Origin of the sequence: Streptomyces sp. NPDC020965, from assembly GCF_044333555.1 — a bacterium.
Lineage (GTDB): Bacteria > Actinomycetota > Actinomycetes > Streptomycetales > Streptomycetaceae > Streptomyces.
The window spans coordinates 276,440-294,547 of the sequence record NZ_JBIRRE010000012.1 but is presented as its reverse complement, the minus strand read 5'-3'; the positions used below and the strand labels follow the sequence as shown (position 1 = coordinate 294,547).

Sequence of the window (18,108 nt, the reverse complement as noted above, 5' to 3'; positions counted from 1 at the left end):
GGCGGGGGCCCCGGCGGACCGCCATCGGCGTGGGGTTGGGGGGGCCCGCCGCCCGGGGGCCGCCGCGGGTGCCGGCCCCGGGGGGCCCCCCCCCGCCCCCCGCCCCCCCCCCCCCCCGGGGGGGGCCCCCCCCGCGACCTGCTACAGCGCCAGCAGCGCGCGGACCGGGACGCTGGTGTCGGCCAGCGGGCGGACCGCTATCCGCAGCAGGGCCAGCGCGTTGTCGTCGCCCGCGATGCGGTTGGCGCTCAGTTCGCCGCAGGACAGGCAGTGGTGGATGATCATCCACTCGCCGTCCTGCCGTACGGACATGCTCAGCGCCACCATCCGGCCCCGGCAGCTCGCCGCCCGGTCGCCCGGGACCCGGAGGTCCACATGGAGGCTGGCGAGGCAGGTGGGGCAGTGGTTGCGGTGGGCGGTGCCGGGGGCGGTCAGGGGGACGTCGAGTCGGCAGCCGACGCAGCGGAAGGCGTCGCCCGGCTCACCGCCCCGGCCGTGCAGCACGTCCTTGTGGCGCTGGGGCCGTCCGGTGCGCTGTCGGTGATTGGTCGTTCTCCGTCGTGGCATGGTCGTCCTCCCTCACAGCTCGCCGAAGACTTCGAGCGGGAAGGGTGGCTGGGCCAGCGGGCGGACCGCCATGCGCATCAGGATGAGCTGGTTGTCGTCGGTGCAGACCGGGTTGGAGGTCAGCTCGTCACAGCGGACGCAGCGGTGCACGACCATCCAGTCGCCGGTTCTGAGGACGGCGATCGAGATGGGAGTCATGCGCGAGCGGCACTCGGAGGGACCGCCGTCGACGTGGTCGTGGAGGTGCTGGGAGTGCAGGCAGCTCGGGCAGTGGTTGCGTACGGTGCCGTCCGGCGCGAGCGTCGTGACGGTCAGGCCGCACCGGACGCAGGCGAAGGTGTTCGTCCGCTGAACGGGGTTGGGTGAGGAGGACGAGGAGGAAGGAGAGGTGGGGGAAGAAGGGGAGGGGGTGGGGTGGGGTCGGTTGTTGGACACCCGGAATCACTCCTGGCTGAAGGCTTGACGCGATGGCAGCAGGAGGAGGCCGAGCAGCTCACGGAATCGTGGCGGGTCGGAGAGTCGATCAGGGAGTCGCGGGGCCCGTCGGACGACAGGTCGGGCGACTGATCGGATGCCGGACGCTCACACGGTTCGGTGACGGCGTGCTCGGCTCGGGCTGGGGCATACAACAACTCCTTCTCAGGCCGGGTGGAGCCCGAGGTACATCGGCGGGAGGGGAGCCCCGGCGCGGTGACCATGGCTCCCTTGACCTCGGCACGGTGACCAAGACTGCTGAGACCTCGGCACGGTGACCAAGGCCCCGGGACCTCAGCACGATGACCGCGGCCCCCGGAACCTCAGCACGGTAACAACGCTCCCCGGCGGCGCACCAACCCTTTTCAGGGCCGCCCGCCGGGGGATCGCCCGCCCGGGGGCCGCCCCTCCGTCCGGGCCAGCCCGTCCGACAGCACCTCCGCCAGATGGCGCGCCTTCCGGTCGGCCAACTGGTCCAACTGGGTCCGGCAGGAGTAGCCGTCCGCCAGCACCTCCGCCGTCTCCCCCGCTCCCCGTACGGCGGGCAGCAGGCTCTCCTCCGCGCACGCCACCGACACCTCCCAGTGGCCCTTCTCGAAGCCGAAGTTGCCCGCGAGGCCGCAGCAGCCGCCGCTCAGCCCGCCCAGCAGGCCGGCCCGTTCCCGCAGCCGCCGTTCGGCCGCGTCGCCCAGGACCGCGTGCTGGTGGCAGTGGGTCTGGCCGACCACCTCCCGGTCCAGGCGGGGCGGGCGCCACTCCGGGGCGCACTCCTCCAGGGTGCGCGCGAACGTGCGGACCGCCGCCGACAGGCGGGCCGCGCGGGGGTCGTCGGGCAGCAGCTCCGGGAGGTCGGTCGTCAGGGTCGCCGCGCAGCTCGGTTCCAGCACCGTCAGCGGGGTCCCGGCGTCGATCAGCGGCTCCAGCGCGTCCAGGGTGCGGCGCAGCACCGTACGGGCCCGGTCGAGCTGGCCGGTGGAGATGTAGGTGAGTCCGCAGCAGAGGCCGGCGGGCGGCAGGGTGACGGCGAGGCCGGCCGCCGTGAGGACCCGTACCGCCGCCCGGCCCACCTCGGGGGAGAGGTGCTCGGTGAAGGTGTCCGGCCAGAGCGTGACGACCGTACGGCCGGGCCCGACTGAAGGAGAGGAGGCGGCGTACCAGCGGCGGAAGGTCACCGGCGCGAGCGCCGGCAGCGCGCGCTCCGGCGTGATTCCGGCCGCCCGTTTGGCGAGCCGCGCGAGCAGAGGTACCCGCGCCAGCGCGTTCAGCACCCGGGCGTACGGGGCCGCCAGCCGCAGCAGCCGCGGCAGCCGGCCCAGCGCGTAGTGGGACCGGGGCCGCAGCCGGCCCGCGTAGTGGTGGTGCAGGAACTCCGCCTTGTACGTGGCCATGTCCACGCCGACCGGACAGTCGCTCCGGCATCCCTTGCAGGACAGACAGAGGTCGAGCGCGTCACGCACCTCGGGCGAGCGCCAGCCGTCCCGTACGACATCGCCCGCCAGCATCTCGTGCAGCAGCCGGGCCCGGCCGCGCGTCGAGTGCTTCTCCTCGCCCGTCACCCGGTACGAGGGGCACATGACGCCCGTGCCCGGGGTGGCGACGCGGCACTTGGCGACGCCGACGCACCGCCGGACCGCGCCCGCGAAGTCCCCGCCGTCGTCCGGGTAGGCGAAGACGGCGTCGACCGGCTCCTTCGGCAGCACCGCGAACCGCAGGTCGGCGTCGAGCCGGGCGGGGCGGGCGAGCACGCCCGGGTTCATTCCGCCGTCCGGGTCCCACAGGTCCTTGAACCGGCCGAAGAGCCCGACCAGTTCCTCCCCGTACATCCTCGGCAGCAGTTCGGCGCGCGCCAGCCCGTCGCCGTGCTCGCCCGACAGGGAGCCGCCGTGCGCGACCACCAGCTCCGCGACCTCCTCGGAGAAGCGGCGGAACCCCCGTACGCCGTCCCGGGTGAGCAGATCGAAGTCGATCCGGACATGGACGCAGCCGTCCCCGAAGTGGCCGTAGGGCGTGCCGCGCAGGCCGTGTTCGGCGAGGAGGGCGCGGAAGTCGCGGAGGTACGCGCCGAGGCGGGCGGGGGGTACCGCGCAGTCCTCCCAGCCGGGCCACGCCTCGGCGCCGTCGGGGGTGCGGGTCGCCGTGCCCGCCGCGTCCTCGCGGATGCGCCACAGGGCGCGCATGGCGGCGGCGGAGTCCACCACGGTCCCGTCCAGGGCGTCCGCCGCGCGCACCACGGCGGTCGCGGCGGCCCGTGCTTCGGCGGCCGTGTCGCCCCCGGTCTCGACGAACAGCCAGGCCCGCCCGCGCGGCAGTCCCTGGCCGGTGGGCACCAGGTCCGCGGCCATGCCCTCGACGGTCAGCGGCCGGTACGGGAGCAGTCCGGGCGCCGCGTCCGCCGCCGCGCTCTCGTCGGCGTAGCCCAGGACGGCGAGGGCCCGCGCGCGGGGCGCCGGCACCAGGCGTACGGATGCCTCGGTCACCACCCCGAGGGTGCCCTCGCTGCCGCAGTACGCGCGGGCGAGGTCGACGCCGCGTTCCGGGAGGAGCGCGTCCAGGGCGTAGCCGGAGATGCGGCGGGGCAGCCCAGCGGGGTAGCCGGTGCGGAGCGCGGCGAGATGGGTGTCGATCAGCGTGCGCAGCCCGTCCGGGGCGCCGTCCCAGCCGCGGGCGATCCGGCGCGCGGTGCCGTCGTAGCCGGTGACCGACAGCGCGCGGACGTTGTCGGCGGTCGTCCCCCAGGCCACCGAGTGCGCACCACAGGCGTTGTTGCCGATCATGCCGCCGATGGTGCAGCGGGCGTGGGTGGAGGGGTCGGGGCCGAAGGTGAGGCCGAGGGGGCGGACGGCGTCGCGCAGGGTGTCGAGTACGGTGCCGGGCTGGACGACGGCGGTGCGCGCGTCGGCGTCCACCTGGAGGATCGCGTTCATATGGCGGGTGAGGTCGAGGACCACGCCGACTCCGGTGGCCTGCCCGGCGATGGAGGTGCCGCCGCCGCGCGGGACGACGGGGACGCCGTGGTCACGGCAGACCGCCAGGGCGGCGGCCACATCGTCGGCGTCGCGCGGGGCGACGACGCCGATGGGCACCCGGCGGTAGTTGGAGGCGTCCATGGTCATCAGGGCGCGGGCGGCGGTGCTGAAATCCACCTCGCCCCGGACGGCGGCCGTGAGCGCGCGGGCGAGTTCCGTCGCGGGCCCCGGGTGCCGGCCCCTGGTGTGTCGCGGTTCAGCCATGTGTCTCAGGATGCCCCCCGCGCGTCCGTTCCCATCGGGGCCGCGTCGGTCGAAAACACTGCCTCAGGCGCTCCCGACAGGGGGAAAACATGCCGATTGAGACCGTTGCGTCCACGTCGCCCTTGGCAAAGGGCCGGTGTAGCGCCCAAAGTGATCGGCAACTCTCCTATAGTGACGATCACTTGATCAGGAACAAGCGGCTCCAGTTATGCCCCCGTCACCCCTCGGAAGGCAACACTCGATGACCGGCACCGCGACCGGCACCGCCCAGCGGCGATGACGCCCGGCATGAGGGCGGCCCACCAGGCCGCCGAACACCCGGCGCACGCGACAGACCCGGCACACTCGGCGCAGCCGACAGGCCACAGCACGGCCCGGCACGCCCTGACCGTGGCCGAGAACGCCCTGAAGATCGTGGTGGTCGGCGGTTTCGGGGCGGGCAAGACGACGATGGTCCGCTCCGTCAGCGAGATCCGTCCGCTGCACACGGAGGAGGTGATGAGCCGCGCCGGCCGCACCATCGACGACACCAGCCGGGTCAGCACCAAGAACGCCACGACCGTCGCCTTCGACTTCGGGCGGATCACGATCGACGCCCGTACGATCCTGTACCTCTTCGGCGCCCCCGGGCAGGAACGCTTCTGGTTCCTCTGGGAACGGCTGCTGGCCGGCACGATCGGCGCGGTCCTCCTGGTGGACACCCGGCGGCTCACCGACGCCTGGTACGCGCTGGACCGGCTCGAACACCACGGGATGCCGTTCATCGTCGCCGTCAACGACTTCGGCGGGCCGCTGCACAGCGACGAGCACATCCGGCAGGCGCTGGCGCTGGGACCGGACGTGCCCCTGGTGGAGTTCGACGCCCGGGACCACTCCTCCAGCAAGTTCGTGCTGATCGCGCTGGTGGAGCACCTCCACGCGCTCTCCGTACGCCAGAAGGGCTGAGCCACCGGCAGGGGTGTCTCAGCCGGTGTCCCAGCCGGTGTCTCAGCCGACGGACCGCCCGTCCGCGCCCGCGCGCGAGGGGCTACGCTCCGACCGTGGCTGATATCCAGATTCCCGCTGACATCAAGCCCGCCGACGGCCGTTTCGGCGCGGGCCCCTCCAAGGTGCGTACGGAGGCGCTGGACGCCCTCGCCGCCACCGGCACGTCCCTCCTCGGCACCTCTCACCGCCAGGCACCGGTCAAGAACCTGGTCGGCGAGGTACGCCAGGGAGTGCGCGACCTGTTCCGGCTCCCCGAGGGCTACGAGGTGATCCTCGGCAACGGCGGCTCCACCGCCTTCTGGGACATCGCGACCCACGGGCTGATCGAGAACAAGTCCCAGCACCTGACGTTCGGCGAGTTCTCCTCCAAGTTCGCGAAGGCGGCGAAGCTCGCCCCGTGGCTGGCCGATCCCACCGTGATCTCCGCCGAGCCGGGTACCCACCCGGAGCCCGCGGCGGAGGCGGGCGTCGATGTGTACGCCTTCACCCACAACGAGACCTCCACCGGCGTCGCGGCCCCGATCCGACGGGTCCCGGGCGCCGACGACGGCGCGCTGGTGCTGGTGGACGCGACCTCCGGCGCGGGGGGGCTGCCCGTCGACATCGCCGAGACGGACGTCTACTACTTCGCCCCGCAGAAGTCCTTCGCCTCCGACGGCGGCCTCTGGCTGGGTGTCTTCTCCCCGGCCGCACTGGAGCGCGCGGCGCGTGTGCACGCGTCCGGCCGCCATGTGCCGGAGTTCTTCAGCCTGCCGACGGCAATCGACAACTCGCTGAAGAACCAGACGTACAACACCCCGTCGCTCGCCACCCTCTTCCTGCTGAACGAGCAGTTGACCTGGCTGAACGGCCAGGGCGGGCTGGACTGGGCGGTGGCCCGCACGGCGGCTTCGGCGGCGGCGCTCTACGGCTGGGCCGAGGCGTCCAAGCACGCGCAGCCGTTCGTGTCGGACCCGGCGAAGCGCTCGCAGGTCATCGGCACGATCGACTTCGAGGACGGCATCGACGCGGCGCTGATCGCGAAGACGCTGCGGGCGAACGGCGTCGTGGACACCGAGCCGTACCGCAAGCTGGGCCGCAACCAGCTCCGGGTGGCGATGTTCCCGGCGATCGACCCGGCGGACGTCACGGCGCTGACCGCGTGCGTGGACTATGTGATCGAGAACCTCTGAATCGAGAACCTCTGATCGCGGACCTGTGAGCCGCCGTTCACCGTCCGATGGCGGGCGGTGAACGGCGGCGGTGGTGCGGTGTACGGGTGAGGGCCCCCCGGTGGAGTCAATTCCGCCGGGGGGTCCTCACGCGTACGGGGGAGGGTGTGGATGCGGGACGGGTACGGCCGCATCGGCCTACCATGATGGTCTCGACACCAGCCAACAGGAGGCCCGTATGTCTGCCGCAGCAGCAGAGCACCCCTGTGCAGGCGAGCCCAGGACACTGCTCGACGAGGCCGAGAACCTCCGGAAGCGGAATCCCGGCCAACGCGTCGAGATCATCGGAGGCGTCCTTATCGTGGCCCCACCCGCAGACGGAGCCCATGGCAGGGCCCTCACCAAGCTGATGCGTCCGTTCATGATGGCGGGACTCGACGGTGGCGAGACCGAGGTCATTCAGGCCATCGGTGTCTGGCTGCCGAGCGGCCCGCACGACTACGCGATCCCCGATCTCGCCGTGGTCGACGCGGATGTCGAAGAACATCTCATGGAGTTCAACTGCTACGCCCCGTCGGCCTTCCGACTGGTGCTGGAGGTCACCTCCAGCGATTACCAGGCGGACCTCCGGAACAAGGTCACCGCCTATGCGGAGGCCAAGATCCCGGTCTATGTGATCGTTGACCGAAAGCACCAGCGTCTCCATGTGCTGACGGACCCGGCTGACAACGAGTACGCGCACCACCGCATCCACGCGCCAGGCGAGCAGGTCACCCTCCCCGAGTCGATCGGGGCCGAGGTCAAGCTCGATGTGGAAGCTCTCCTCAAGGCCGCGACACCCAGACAATAGGCATCGCGCGGGATACCCCGAGCCGGTGAGCGACCCCGGGGCCTCCCGCCACCCTCACCCCGGGTCCCAGCCCCCCCGGCCCCCCGTACCCGTCATCGGCTCAGCTTCTGGAAGCGGGCCACCGCCAGTGGCAGGAAGATCGCCGTCAGGACCAGTGGCCACACCGTGGCCATCAGGAGCGCGTTCTCCTCGATCCAGCTCCCACCGCCGGCGACCGGGTTGCCGAAGAGTTCGCGGGTCGCCATCGCCGTGGACGAGATCGGGTTCCAGGCCGCCACCGTGCCCAGCCAGTCCGGCATCGTGGAGGTCGGTACGAAGATGCTGGAGATCATGGTCAGCGGGAACACCACCGCGTACAGCCCGCCCGCCGCCTCCGGGCTGGGCAGCAGCAGGCCGAGATAGATGCCGACCCAGATCAGGCAGAAGCGCAGCAGTATCAGCAGCGCGAAGGCGGTCAGGGTCGCGAGCACCCCGCCGTCCGAACGCCAGCCCATCACCAGGGCGGTCGCCGCCAGGATGGTCAGTTCGGCGACCGAGATCAGCAGATCGGTGGTCGCGCGCCCGGCGACCACCGCCGACGGTGCCATCGGCATCGAGCGGAAGCGGTCGATGACCCCCTTCGTGAGGTCGGTGACCATGCTGATGGCCGTGTTCATGAAGCCGAAGGCCATCGTCATCACGAACATGCCCGGCAGCAGGAAGTCGCGGTAGTCGCCACCGCCCGGGGGTTTCATCGCACCGCCGAAGACATACCCGTACAGCAGCACCGACACGATGGGGAAGCCGAGCTGCCAGGCGATGTACGACGGGCGGCGGCGGTAGTGGAGCATCGTCCGGCGCACCAGGCTCCAGCAGTCGGCGACCGCCCAGTACATACGGCGCTCCCCGGGGCCCTCCACCTGGAGGTCGACCCTCGCCACGGCCGTCCTGGGGGCGCTTCTCTCGATGACCTCGCTCATGCCACGCTCTCCTCTGTCTTCTCCGCTGCGGCTGTCTTCTCCGCTGTGCCTGTCTTCTCCGCTGCGGCCTGCTCGGCCGGTTCCGTACGGTGGCCGGTCAGGCGCAGGAAGACGTCGTCCAGGCTCGGTCTGCGGAGTCCGATGTCCTCCACGGCGACGCCCGCGTCCTGGAGCGTGCGCGCGACGTCCGTCAGTGCCGCCACCCGGTCGGTCACCGCCGCGTGCACCCGGCGCTCCGCCGGATCCGTCTGGGGCACGTTCGCGGCCACCCGGCTGACGGCCCGGAGCGCGGTGTCGAGGTCGGCGGCGTCGCTGACGACGACCTCGATCCGGTCACCGCCGACCGTGTTCTTCAGCTCGTCGGGGGTGTCGTCGGCGATGGCGCGGCCCTGGTCGATGACGGTGACACGGGAGGCGAGCCGGTCCGCCTCCTCCAGATACTGGGTGGTGAGCAGGACGGTCGTGCCACCCGCGACCAGCTCCCTGATCGCGACCCACACCTCGCCCCGGCCGCGCGGGTCGAGCCCGGTCGTCGGCTCGTCCAGGAAGAGCACATCGGGCGCGAGGATCATCGAGGCGGCCAGGTCGAGCCGGCGCCGCATCCCGCCGCTGTAGGTGTCGACGCCGTTGTCGGCGGCGTCCACCAGGTCGAACTGGGCGAGCAGTTCGACGGCGCGGCGCCGGGCCCGGCCGCCGCCGAGATGGAAGAGGCGGCCGAACATCTCCAGGTTCTGGCGGCCGGTCAGCATCTCGTCCACGGCCGCGTACTGGCCGGTGAGGCCGATCTTCGCGCGGACCCGGCGCGGTTCGCGCCGCACATCGACGCCGGCGACCAGCGCGCGCCCGGAGTCGAGGGAGAGCAGGGTGGCGAGGGCCCGTACGGCGGTGGTCTTCCCTGCTCCGTTGGGGCCGAGCAGACCGTGCACGGTCCCCCGGCGGACGTGCAGGTCGAAGCCCGCGAGGGCGCGCTTCTCGCCGTACCGCTTTTCGAGCGCTTCGGCTTGGACTGCGTAGTCGACATGGTCGGTCACGGCTTCTCCAGAAGAGCGTGGGGACGGGGAGTTTCAGACAACCGCGTACAGCGTACCCGAATGTGAGTACACCGTACCCAGTTTTATTTCACGCGGCGTCCACCGACCCCGGGAGCCGGTTTAAAGTGAAGGACATGACGACCGAAACGAGCGGCAGTGGCGATATCAGCCGCAGCCTGGAGCTTCTGTGGGGCACCGGCGAGCGCCCGAGCCGAGGCCCCAAGCCGGGTCTGAGCCTCGACCGGATCGTGACGGCCGCCATCGGGATCGCCGACGCGGAGGGGCTGGGCGCGGTCTCGATGCGCCGTCTCTCCACGGAGTTGGGCACCGGCACGATGACCCTGTACCGCTATGTCCCGGGCAAGGCCGAGCTGCTCGATCTGATGCTGGACCGGGTCAGCGACCCCGGCCCCTGGGAACCCCCGCCGCCCGAGGAGGAGGCCGACTGGCGCGCGGCGGTGGAGTCACTCGCCCACGGCTATCTCGACCTCTACCGCGCGCACCCCTGGCTGCTCAAGGTCAATCAGGCCCGTACGGTCCTGGGGCCGAGCACGCTACGGGCCCTGGAGGCCGCGCTGATCGGGCTGAAGGGGATGCGGCTCGCCGACCCGGAGACGATCTCCGTCATCATCACGACGCAGAGCCTGGCCCAGGGCATCGCCCGGATGGAGGCCGAATCGCGGGAGGCCGTGGACGCGACCGGCCGGAGCGACGAGGAGTTCTGGCGGAATCAGGAGCCGTTCCTCAACCGGGCGATGCTGAGTGGGGAGTACCCGCACATGGCGGGGATGAGCGCGGACACCTTCAGCGTGGAGTTCGACCACTTCGCGTTCGGTCTGGGGCGACTGATGGCCGGGCTTGAAGCGCTGGTGCGGGAGCGCTCGGGCGCCGCCGCGGAGGAATGATCACCGTGGCGGCTCGATCCCGGTGACCCGATCCGTGACCCGACCGCAGTGACTCGGTCGTGGTGACTCGACCCGTGACCGACCTCGTGACCCGATCCCGGTGACGCGGTCGCGGTGACCCAGTCGCGGTGACTCAGTCGCGGCGCCGCGGAGGGTGACGTACGGCCCGGGGTACGGAAGGCGTACGGCCCGGGAGGTGCCGGAGACGTACGGGCCGGGGGGGTACGGGAGGGCCCGGCCGCCGCCCGCTCAGTCGCGGCGCCGCAGCCGCTTGGCCCCGAACACCAGCACGCCCACCGCCGCCAGGGCCACCACCCCGAACGTCACCTTCGACTCGCCCTCGTCCTCGCCGCCGCCCGAGGCCGAACCGCCGCCCTTCGTGGGCGCGCCGCTCCCCCGGCGGTTGTCGAGCCCGACCCGCTCCACCTCGCTCCGCTCCCCCTCCGAACCGAACATCAGCGCGGAGCCGTCCGCGGTGTAGGTGACGGACTCCGACTGCCTCTGGAGCGGCGCCTTCACCCGGTGGTCGGCGCCGAGACGGCCGTTCGCCCAGGCGTAGCCGCGCGCGCTGAAGTACGAGCGGAGCACCAACTCCTTCCCGTCCGGCGAGAAGGCCCCGTCCGTCACCCAGGGCACCTCCCCGATCCGGCGGAAGGTGTTCGTCCCGGCCGCCGAGAGCCGCGCCGGGCCCTCGTAGAGCCCGCCGCCGTCCTCGTTCTTGGAGGCGATGTAGGCCCGCCCGGTCTTCGGGTGGATCATCAGCGCCTCGGCGTTCCGCGCCCCGCCCTCGTACTTCACCGTGTACTGCGTCGCCTTCACCGTCACATTCCCGAGCGTCTTCGGCTCCGGGAAGGCGTAGATCCAGACGTGCGGCCAACTGCCGTTGAGGTTGTCGCCGATGTCACCGACGTAGATCCGCCCGTCGGAGCCGATCGAGATGGCCTCCATGTCACGGGGCTTGCCGACGCCGCGCAGGGTGACCGTCGCCACCGTCCGCCCGGTCCTGGAGTCCACCGCGAAGACGCGCGGCTGGTCCTGGTCGTTGTGTGTCCAGTACACCCCCGGGTGCTGCCGGCTGGCGGCGAGACCGCTGGACTCGACGATCCGCGGGTCCTCCAGCGTGAAGTTCCGATCGGGGGCGGAGTCGGCCGCGGCGGGGGCGACGGCGCCGAGGACGAGGGCGGCGGCGAGACCGGTGACGTACGGAAGCGAACGCATGACCCCAGCCTGCCATCCCGTACGGGCGAACCCCGCCCCGTGACGCCGTACGGGGGCACCGCCCGACCGGTCCGACGCCGCTGCGGACCCCGGAGCTGCACCGTGTCGATATCGCACTCCTGGCCGGGGTGTCGCCCGATCGGGGGCCGTGCCCCCGACGCCCATCGCGACGGCCCGACCCCGTCCGCCATGATGGCCCCCATGCGTTTTCTGTTTGTCGGCGACAGCATGACCGTCGGCAGCGCCGGCGACTACACCTGGCGCTATCGGATGTGGCGGCACCTCGACACCGCCATCGACGGCCCGTACGCCATCGTCGGACCGCGCTCCACGCTGTACGACCCCGAGGCGAACGCCGCCCGCTCGACGGCGTACGCGGCCCCCTTCCCGGACCCGGCCAGGCGCCATCTCGCGGGCTGGGGCGAGGGCTGGCTCCATATGGCTCCGCTGATCCGGGAGACCGTGCGCGAGGAGTCGGCGGACGTACTGCTCGTCTCGCTCGGCCTGATCGACCTCGGCTTCTACACGGACAGCGCGCAGACCGCGCTGAACGCACGCGAGTTCATCACCCAGGCGCGCGCCGCGCGCCCGCACGTCCGGATGGTCCTGCTGCCGGTGATCCCGAACATCCGCGCCCGGACGGACGCGCCCTTCGCGGCCGAGTGCGCCCGCTTCAACGAACTCCTCGCGAAGACGGTGGCGGACCTGGACGCGCCCTCGTCGCCGCTTCTGCTGGCGTCGCCCCCGGACTCGTACGACCTCGACACCGACACCTACGACGGGACGCATCCGGGTCCGGCCGGGGAGCACAAGCTGGCGTCGGCGTTCGCGACGGCGATGCACCAGGGGTGGGGGCTCGGCGGTCCCTACCAGGGTCGCTGATCAACCAGAGTGGTTGGTGCACCGGGCCGTTGATCCGCCGGGGCCGCTGGTGCACCGAGGTCGCTGGTGCACCGGGGTGGTCCGGCCGACCGGGGCGGTCCGGCGACCAAGGTGGTCCGGCCGACCGGGGCGGTCCGGCGCGGCCGGGCCGGGAGGCCGCCCGGTGCCGGACCATCGCCGGACCACCCCGCGCTCAGCGCGCCCGCTCCGGGTAGACCGCCCGCTCCGCGTAGGTCACCCGGTCCAGGTCGTACCAGTCCGCCACACACTGCGCGGGCCACACCTTCGTCCCCTTCTTGGCGAACGGCTCCAGCATCCGCCCCACCCGCGTCGGCGTGTACGGGAGCACCTTCTCGCCGTTCGCCGCGCCCTGCTTCAGATAGGCGTCCTGGCGCTCCCACTGGTCGGCCCGTACCCGCATCTGGTCCCCCAGCTCCACCAGCGGCACCACCATCCCCAGCACCGAGACGGCGGTCGCCACCATGGCCGCGACCAGCAGGCCCGACGACCGCTCCCGGTCGCGCAGTCGGCGGCCGAGCAGCGCCCCGGCGCCGGCCAGGAGGAACACATAGAGCAGCAGATAGTCGTTCCAGGTCCGCTCCGTCGTCACCACCCGCTCCCCGAACACGGGATAGGTGATCACCGTGCAGAGGTAGCCGCAGATGAGGAAGACGACGGCGCCCAGCGCCAGCAGCGGCAGGGGGCGCACCGGCAGGAACACCGGCGCCCGGTCCCCGCCGCCGCGCCGGGCGACCAGACCGAGCAGCACTCCCGCCGCGAGGGCGCCCAGATACTGCCACTGGAGCGCGACCCGGGCCATGATCTCCACGAAGCCCCAGAGCGAACCGGCGAGGGATTCGGGCGCGAGCATCGAGACCCGGTCGGCGTCGAAGCGCTCCCGTCGATTGCGCGAGCCCGGCGACGTCACCAGCACCAGCGTGCCGATGGCGATGCCCACCATCCCGGCGAGCGACCAGAGGCGCACACCGCGCCGCACCCGCTCGACGAAGAGCCGGTGGGCGAAGAGCACCAGCGCCGCCAGCACGACCAGCCCGACGACCGACGCCTCCTCGGACAGGGTGCCCAGGAACACCCCCGTCACGACGACCGTCACCAGCGCCGCCACCCAGCCCCCGCGACCGCGCGCGAGGAGCAGGGGCACCACGGCGGCGGCAGCGAGCACCGGGGCGAGGGTGTGCGAGACGGAGGCCGCGGGCCAGAAGAACGTCTTGTACGTGTTGGCGCTCGCGAACAGGAACACCGCCGTGATCATCGCCGCCACCAGCAGCGGGATCCCGCGCGGCACCCGCAGTTCGGCCCGCCGCAGCAGCGCCACGGTGACCGCCCACAGCAGTGCCAGCATCAGCACACCGCTGAGCAGGCCGAACCACTGGTGGCCGCCGATGGGGTACTTCGCGTACAGGCCCACCAACACGCCGTTGCCCACCCGGCCGTTGTCGAGCGAGTAGAACTTGTCCACCATGCCGGCGACACCGTGGTCGCGGGTGTGCGGCAGAAAGCACCAGTCGTCGCCGCTGGGGCGGACATGGCGGCCGTACGCCGACGCCAGCGCGAGCAGCCCCAGTGGCAGCAGGGAGAGCGCCAGCGGCCAGGACCGCCAGGGCTTCCCCGACCGGCCGCCCGGCGATCCGTTGTCCTCCCGCTCCGGCTCCGGCGCGATCTCCGTCTTCGATGTGTCGACCGCCACCGTCACCACTGCCTTTCCCGCAGGCGCGCGCCGGCCGGGCGGGTGGTCAGCCCGCTCGGCAGGGACACGGCCGTCTCCCTCAACTCTTCTTCCTCAGCGGCGCCGTCGGCGCCGCTCTCCCCCGCGCTCCTGCTCGTCGCGTTGAGCACCAGGACCTCACCCAGACCGTCCGCGTCCGCCGACTCCCCCCTGACCGCCAGGTCCCCCCGGGCCGCTATGTCCGACACCGCGGCCACATCGGCCACGACGGCCACCGCGGTCATATCCGTCTCCCTAATCACGTAATGAGGGCGCCGCTTCGACTCGTGATAGATCCGGCCCACGTACTCCCCGATCACCCCGAGCGTCGCGATCTGCACGCCGCCCAGGCCGACGATGACCGTGATCAGCGTCGCGTAACCGGGTGTCTCGACCCCGTCCACCACCGCATTCACCACGATCCACAACGCATAGGCGAGCGCCGACAGAAAAAGCCAGAGTCCGGTGTGAATCGCCAGCCGCAGCGGCCTGCTGTTGAACGACAACAGCCCGTCGATCCCGTAATTCAGCAGCCGCCGCCCGCCCCACTTGGACTGCCCGGCCGCCCGCTGCACGTTCTCGTACGTGAAGCTGACGGTGTCGAAACCGATCCAGGAGAAGAGCCCTTTGGAGAATCTGTTGCTCTCCGGAAGGGACAGCAGCGCGTCGACCGCGCGGCGCGACAGCAGCCGGAAATCCCCCGCGCCGTCCATGACTTCGACATCCATGAATCGGCGCACCAGCCGGTAGTACGCCTGGCTGAGCACCGTGCGCGCGACACCCTCCCCCGTACGGTCGCGCTGGGCGATCACCTGGTCGTAGCCGTGTCGGTGCAGTTCAAGCAGGCGCGGAAGCAGCGACGGCGGATGCTGGAGATCGGCGTCCATGACGACGACCGCGTCCCCGTCGGCCATGCGCAGGCCCGCCAGTATGGCGGATTCCTTGCCGAAGTTACGGCTGAAGGATGTGTAGCGATTACGGGAATCAGCGGCGGCGAGGGCTTTCAACTGCGCGCGCGTGCCGTCGTCGCTGCCGTCGTCGACGTAGCAGATCTCAAAATTCTCGCCGGTCGACTCAAGCACGCTTAACAGTGCGCTGTGAAAGTCCTCGATCACCTCACTCTCGTTGAAACAAGGCACCACAATCGAAATCTTTGACATTGCTGCTTTCCTAGCTCCGTCGCTGTTCTTCCGACCGCTCTGGATTCACCGCCCTGATGTGACGTCAGTTCTATAGTGCGCAGGCGTCCGGCCATGAATCCGGAAAGCTCCGCCCCCGTGGCGCGGCCACCCCGGACTCCCCCCGGGACCGACCCGCGCCGCCCCCCACGGCCCCACGGGCGCGGCCCTCTCGGTAAAAGACGTGTCCCGCGCCGAATCGGTGGCATCGAATCTTCACTCCCTTGGACCCCCGCCCACCGCGGCTCCACCCCGGCCGCCGCCACCGCCCCGGAGAGTCCAGCGGAGAGTTCAGGGGCACCGCCGACGGGGTACGGGGTCGCGTGACGGCGGGTGGCGGACACGCGTGTACCTACCGGGCGCGACACGGCCTGTCCCTACCGGGCCGTGAACCGGGTGCCGTGCATATCGTTGTACTGGCGGCTGAACGCATACGGATGCGCAGCGGGGAGGAGCGCCACGATGACTGTTCTCGACGACAGGATCGAAATGGCCGGCAACAGCGACGCGGACCTGTTGGACATGATGTTCGACCAGCTCAAGCCCACCCCTGAAGGTTTCAAGACCGAGATCGTCAAAGGGACTTATTTCGTGTCACCGCAGCGGGATACGCACTGGGAGATCATTCGCCGTGTCGTGCGGGCCCTGGAGGACCGCTTCGGCATGGGCGTGCAGGTGAAGTCGGATGTGCGGATCGACTTCCCCGGCGGCCTGAACGGCTTCGCGCCCGATGTCGCCAAGCTCAGCGACGACGCCGTGAAGGACGACTCCGGGCGGTGGCGCTATGCGGATGTGGAGTTCATCGCCGAGGTGATCTCCGAATCCACCTCGGTCAACGACTACGGCCCGAAGAAGGACGCCTACGCCGCCGCCGAGGTCCCCGTCTATCTGATCATCGACCCCTACACCGGACAGTGGCACCTCCACACCGACCCGCTCGACGGCGCCTACACCGTCACCACCGTCAGGAAGTTCGGCGACCCGATCGACCTCACCCGGACCCCCGTCGGGCTCACCCTCACCACCGACGACTTCCCGCGCGACTGACGGACACGTCCTTGCCTTGAGGGCGCTCGAAGGCGTTGGCTTGTCGCTCATGGAGTACACGCAGCTCGGACGCACGGGACTCAAGGTCGGTCGACTCGTCCTCGGGACGATGAACTTCGGGCCCCAGACCACTGAGGCAGACAGCCACACGATCATGGACGCCGCCCTCGACGCGGGCGTCAACTTCTTCGACACCGCCAACGCGTACGGCTGGGGCGAGAACAAGGGCCGTACCGAGGAGATCATCGGTAGCTGGTTCGCGGGCGGCGGGGACCGGCGCGACAAGGTCGTGCTCGGGACCAAGGTCTACGCGGACATGACCGCGGACGGCAATCCCTGGCCCAATCACGACCGGCTCTCGGCCCTCAACATCCGCCGCTCCGTCGACGCCAGCCTGCGGCGGCTCGGCACCGACCGCATCGACATCTACCAGTTCCATCACATCGACCGGAACACCCCCGTCGAGGAGATCTGGCAGGCCGTCGACACCCTGATCCAGCAGGGCAAGATCCTCTACGCCGGTTCGTCCAACTTCCCCGGCTGGAAGATCGCCCAGACCAACGAGATCGCCCGTCAGCGCGGCTCGTACGGCCTGGTCAGTGAGCAGTGTCTGTACAACCTCTTCGAGCGGCGCGCCGAGATGGAGGTCATTCCCGCGGCGCGCGAGTACGGCCTCGGGGTCATCCCCTGGTCGCCGCTGCACGGCGGTCTCCTCGGCGGTGTCCTCAAGAAGGAGGCGCAGGGCGGGCGGCGCGGCGCCGGGATGGCGGCGGAGCGACTGGCCGCGCCCGGGGTGCGGGATCAGATCCAGTCCTACGAGACGCTGCTCGACAAGCACGGGCTGGCACCCGGCGAGGTCGCGCTGGCCTGGCTGCTCACCCGGCCCGGGGTCACCGGGCCCATCGTGGGGCCGCGCACGGCGGAGCAGCTCGCGGGCGCCCTGCGCGCGCTGGAGCTGGAGCTGAGTGAGGAGCTGCTCGCCTCGCTGGACGAGATCTTCCCCGGGACCGGACCGTCGCCGGAGGCTTTCGCCTGGTGAGACCCGCCCGCTGAGCACGGTGGGCAGCGAGTCGCGGTGGTGGTCACGGCGGCCGGCCGGGGCGGGGGATCCGGCCGGGGGTCTTCCGTCCGGACAGGGCCTAGCCGGCCACGGCCGCCACCGCGATGATCGCGAACATCAGCACCAGCACACCGGCCATGATCTTGTTTCGGGTCTTCGAATTCACCCGACGAGACTAGCGCGGCCGTACGACCGGTCCCGCGCCCAGGTGCCAGCTCGCGACCGTCTCGTACCGGGGCCGCTCCCCCGGCACCCCGCTCACCGGCAGTTCGCTGCGGACCAGGGCCAGCTCCGACACCTCCCAGGGCGTGCCCTCGAAGCCGCTCAGCCCGTCCACGAACGGCCGGAGCGCGGCGTCCACCCGGCTGCGCGCGATCGTGAGGTGGGCGGTGTAGCGGCGGTGCTCGTCCATGGGGACGCCGGCCCGGCGCGCCGCCGCGTCGGCGCGTTCGGCGAGCAGTCTCAGCTCGGCGAGGCCGCCCGCGGCTCCGGCCCAGAGCGCCCGCCCGCCGAAGTGGCCGCCGGCGTGCAGGCGCAGCGCGAAGGGGGGTGTTCTGCCCGCCGCCCGGGCGAGCCGTTCCCTCAGGTCGGGCTGGAGCCTGTCGTCCACGTCGCCCATGAACGCGAGGGTGAGGTGCCACCCCTCCCGGCCGGTCCAGCGGAGGCGGTCCGCGCCGGGCAGGGTTCTCAACCGGTCGACGGCGAGGTCCAGTTCGGCGACGGCCTCGGCAGGGGGCAGTACGGCGGCGAAGAGTCTCATACGGTCGAGTCTCGCCGACGAACCGCCTCCTCCGGGAAGCCCCGTACCGGACACCTGTACGGACGCCGGTGCCGGACACCCGT

At 71.4% G+C, this 18,108-nt stretch carries 15 protein-coding genes and 1 pseudogene; 7 read left to right on the top strand and 9 right to left on the bottom strand.

The window, feature by feature from the left end; genetic code table 11:
• Positions 1-141 precede the first annotated feature (141 nt).
• The 3 genes from ACH4S7_RS31335 to ACH4S7_RS31325 all read right to left on the bottom strand — a co-directional run bounded on the left by ACH4S7_RS31335 (position 142) and on the right by ACH4S7_RS31325 (position 4,271).
• The gene (locus ACH4S7_RS31335; protein WP_398524720.1) at positions 142-567 is read right to left on the bottom strand and encodes an RNHCP domain-containing protein; all 426 of its coding nucleotides are present in this window, start codon (positions 565-567) and stop codon (positions 142-144) included.
• A gap of 12 nt (positions 568-579) precedes the next feature.
• Positions 580-1,002 carry an RNHCP domain-containing protein gene (locus ACH4S7_RS31330; RefSeq protein WP_398524719.1) on the bottom strand — a complete coding sequence of 141 codons (423 nt, stop codon included), beginning with the start codon at positions 1,000-1,002 and terminating at the stop codon, positions 580-582.
• A gap of 404 nt (positions 1,003-1,406) precedes the next feature.
• Positions 1,407-4,271: an FAD-binding and (Fe-S)-binding domain-containing protein gene (locus tag ACH4S7_RS31325; RefSeq protein WP_398524718.1), complete on the bottom strand. Its 2,865-nt coding sequence runs from the start codon at positions 4,269-4,271 to the stop codon at positions 1,407-1,409.
• A gap of 288 nt (positions 4,272-4,559) precedes the next feature.
• Between ACH4S7_RS31325 and ACH4S7_RS31320 the strand changes: the two genes are divergently transcribed.
• The 3 genes from ACH4S7_RS31320 (at position 4,560) to ACH4S7_RS31310 (ending at position 7,259) form a co-directional block, all read left to right on the top strand.
• A complete protein-coding gene (locus ACH4S7_RS31320; protein WP_398524717.1) occupies positions 4,560-5,216 on the top strand; it encodes a GTP-binding protein in 657 nt (218 codons plus the stop codon).
• A 95-nt stretch (positions 5,217-5,311) separates the two neighbouring features.
• Entirely contained in the window at positions 5,312-6,430 is a 1,119-nt protein-coding gene (gene serC, locus ACH4S7_RS31315; protein ID WP_398524716.1) for a phosphoserine transaminase, read from the top strand.
• Positions 6,431-6,647: 217 nt separating this feature from the next.
• The gene (locus ACH4S7_RS31310; RefSeq protein WP_398524715.1) at positions 6,648-7,259 is read left to right on the top strand and encodes a Uma2 family endonuclease; all 612 of its coding nucleotides are present in this window, start codon (positions 6,648-6,650) and stop codon (positions 7,257-7,259) included.
• Positions 7,260-7,351: 92 nt separating this feature from the next.
• Here the strand turns inward: ACH4S7_RS31310 and ACH4S7_RS31305 are convergent, their stop codons facing one another.
• Together ACH4S7_RS31305 and ACH4S7_RS31300 are read right to left on the bottom strand one after the other, a co-directional pair.
• Positions 7,352-8,134 (bottom strand): ABC transporter permease, encoded by a 783-nt coding sequence (locus tag ACH4S7_RS31305; RefSeq protein ID WP_398524737.1) that lies wholly within the window; start codon positions 8,132-8,134, stop codon positions 7,352-7,354.
• An 80-nt stretch (positions 8,135-8,214) separates the two neighbouring features.
• Positions 8,215-9,249 (bottom strand): ATP-binding cassette domain-containing protein, encoded by a 1,035-nt coding sequence (locus ACH4S7_RS31300; protein WP_398524714.1) that lies wholly within the window; start codon positions 9,247-9,249, stop codon positions 8,215-8,217.
• A gap of 134 nt (positions 9,250-9,383) precedes the next feature.
• On the opposite strand from ACH4S7_RS31300, the gene ACH4S7_RS31295 reads away from it, so the two are divergent.
• On the top strand, positions 9,384-10,154 hold the full coding sequence (locus ACH4S7_RS31295; RefSeq protein WP_398524713.1) for a TetR/AcrR family transcriptional regulator: 771 nt from the start codon (positions 9,384-9,386) through the stop codon (positions 10,152-10,154).
• A 249-nt stretch (positions 10,155-10,403) separates the two neighbouring features.
• On the opposite strand, the gene ACH4S7_RS31290 is transcribed toward ACH4S7_RS31295, so the two are convergent.
• A complete protein-coding gene (locus ACH4S7_RS31290) occupies positions 10,404-11,372 on the bottom strand; it encodes a WD40 repeat domain-containing protein (RefSeq protein ID WP_398524712.1) in 969 nt (322 codons plus the stop codon).
• Between the two features lie 201 nt (positions 11,373-11,573).
• On the opposite strand from ACH4S7_RS31290, the gene ACH4S7_RS31285 reads away from it, so the two are divergent.
• Positions 11,574-12,254 carry a GDSL-type esterase/lipase family protein gene (locus ACH4S7_RS31285; RefSeq protein ID WP_398524711.1) on the top strand — a complete coding sequence of 227 codons (681 nt, stop codon included), beginning with the start codon at positions 11,574-11,576 and terminating at the stop codon, positions 12,252-12,254.
• 193 nt (positions 12,255-12,447) lie between these two features.
• Here ACH4S7_RS31285 and ACH4S7_RS31280 read toward each other — a convergent pair whose 3' ends face one another.
• Positions 12,448-13,962: a DUF6056 family protein gene (locus tag ACH4S7_RS31280; protein ID WP_398524710.1), complete on the bottom strand. Its 1,515-nt coding sequence runs from the start codon at positions 13,960-13,962 to the stop codon at positions 12,448-12,450.
• 257 nt (positions 13,963-14,219) lie between these two features.
• Positions 14,220-15,140, bottom strand: a pseudogene (locus ACH4S7_RS31275) (glycosyltransferase family 2 protein); the annotation flags it as partial.
• Between the two features lie 480 nt (positions 15,141-15,620).
• On the opposite strand from ACH4S7_RS31275, the gene ACH4S7_RS31270 reads away from it, so the two are divergent.
• Both ACH4S7_RS31270 and ACH4S7_RS31265 read left to right on the top strand, forming a co-directional pair.
• On the top strand, positions 15,621-16,205 hold the full coding sequence (locus ACH4S7_RS31270) for a Uma2 family endonuclease (protein ID WP_398524709.1): 585 nt from the start codon (positions 15,621-15,623) through the stop codon (positions 16,203-16,205).
• A gap of 49 nt (positions 16,206-16,254) precedes the next feature.
• Complete coding sequence (locus ACH4S7_RS31265) at positions 16,255-17,244, top strand: aldo/keto reductase (protein ID WP_398524708.1); 990 nt, start codon at positions 16,255-16,257, stop codon at positions 17,242-17,244.
• Between the two features lie 196 nt (positions 17,245-17,440).
• On the opposite strand, the gene thpR is transcribed toward ACH4S7_RS31265, so the two are convergent.
• Entirely contained in the window at positions 17,441-18,025 is a 585-nt protein-coding gene (gene thpR, locus ACH4S7_RS31260; RefSeq protein WP_398524707.1) for an RNA 2',3'-cyclic phosphodiesterase, read from the bottom strand.
• Positions 18,026-18,108 lie beyond the last annotated feature (83 nt).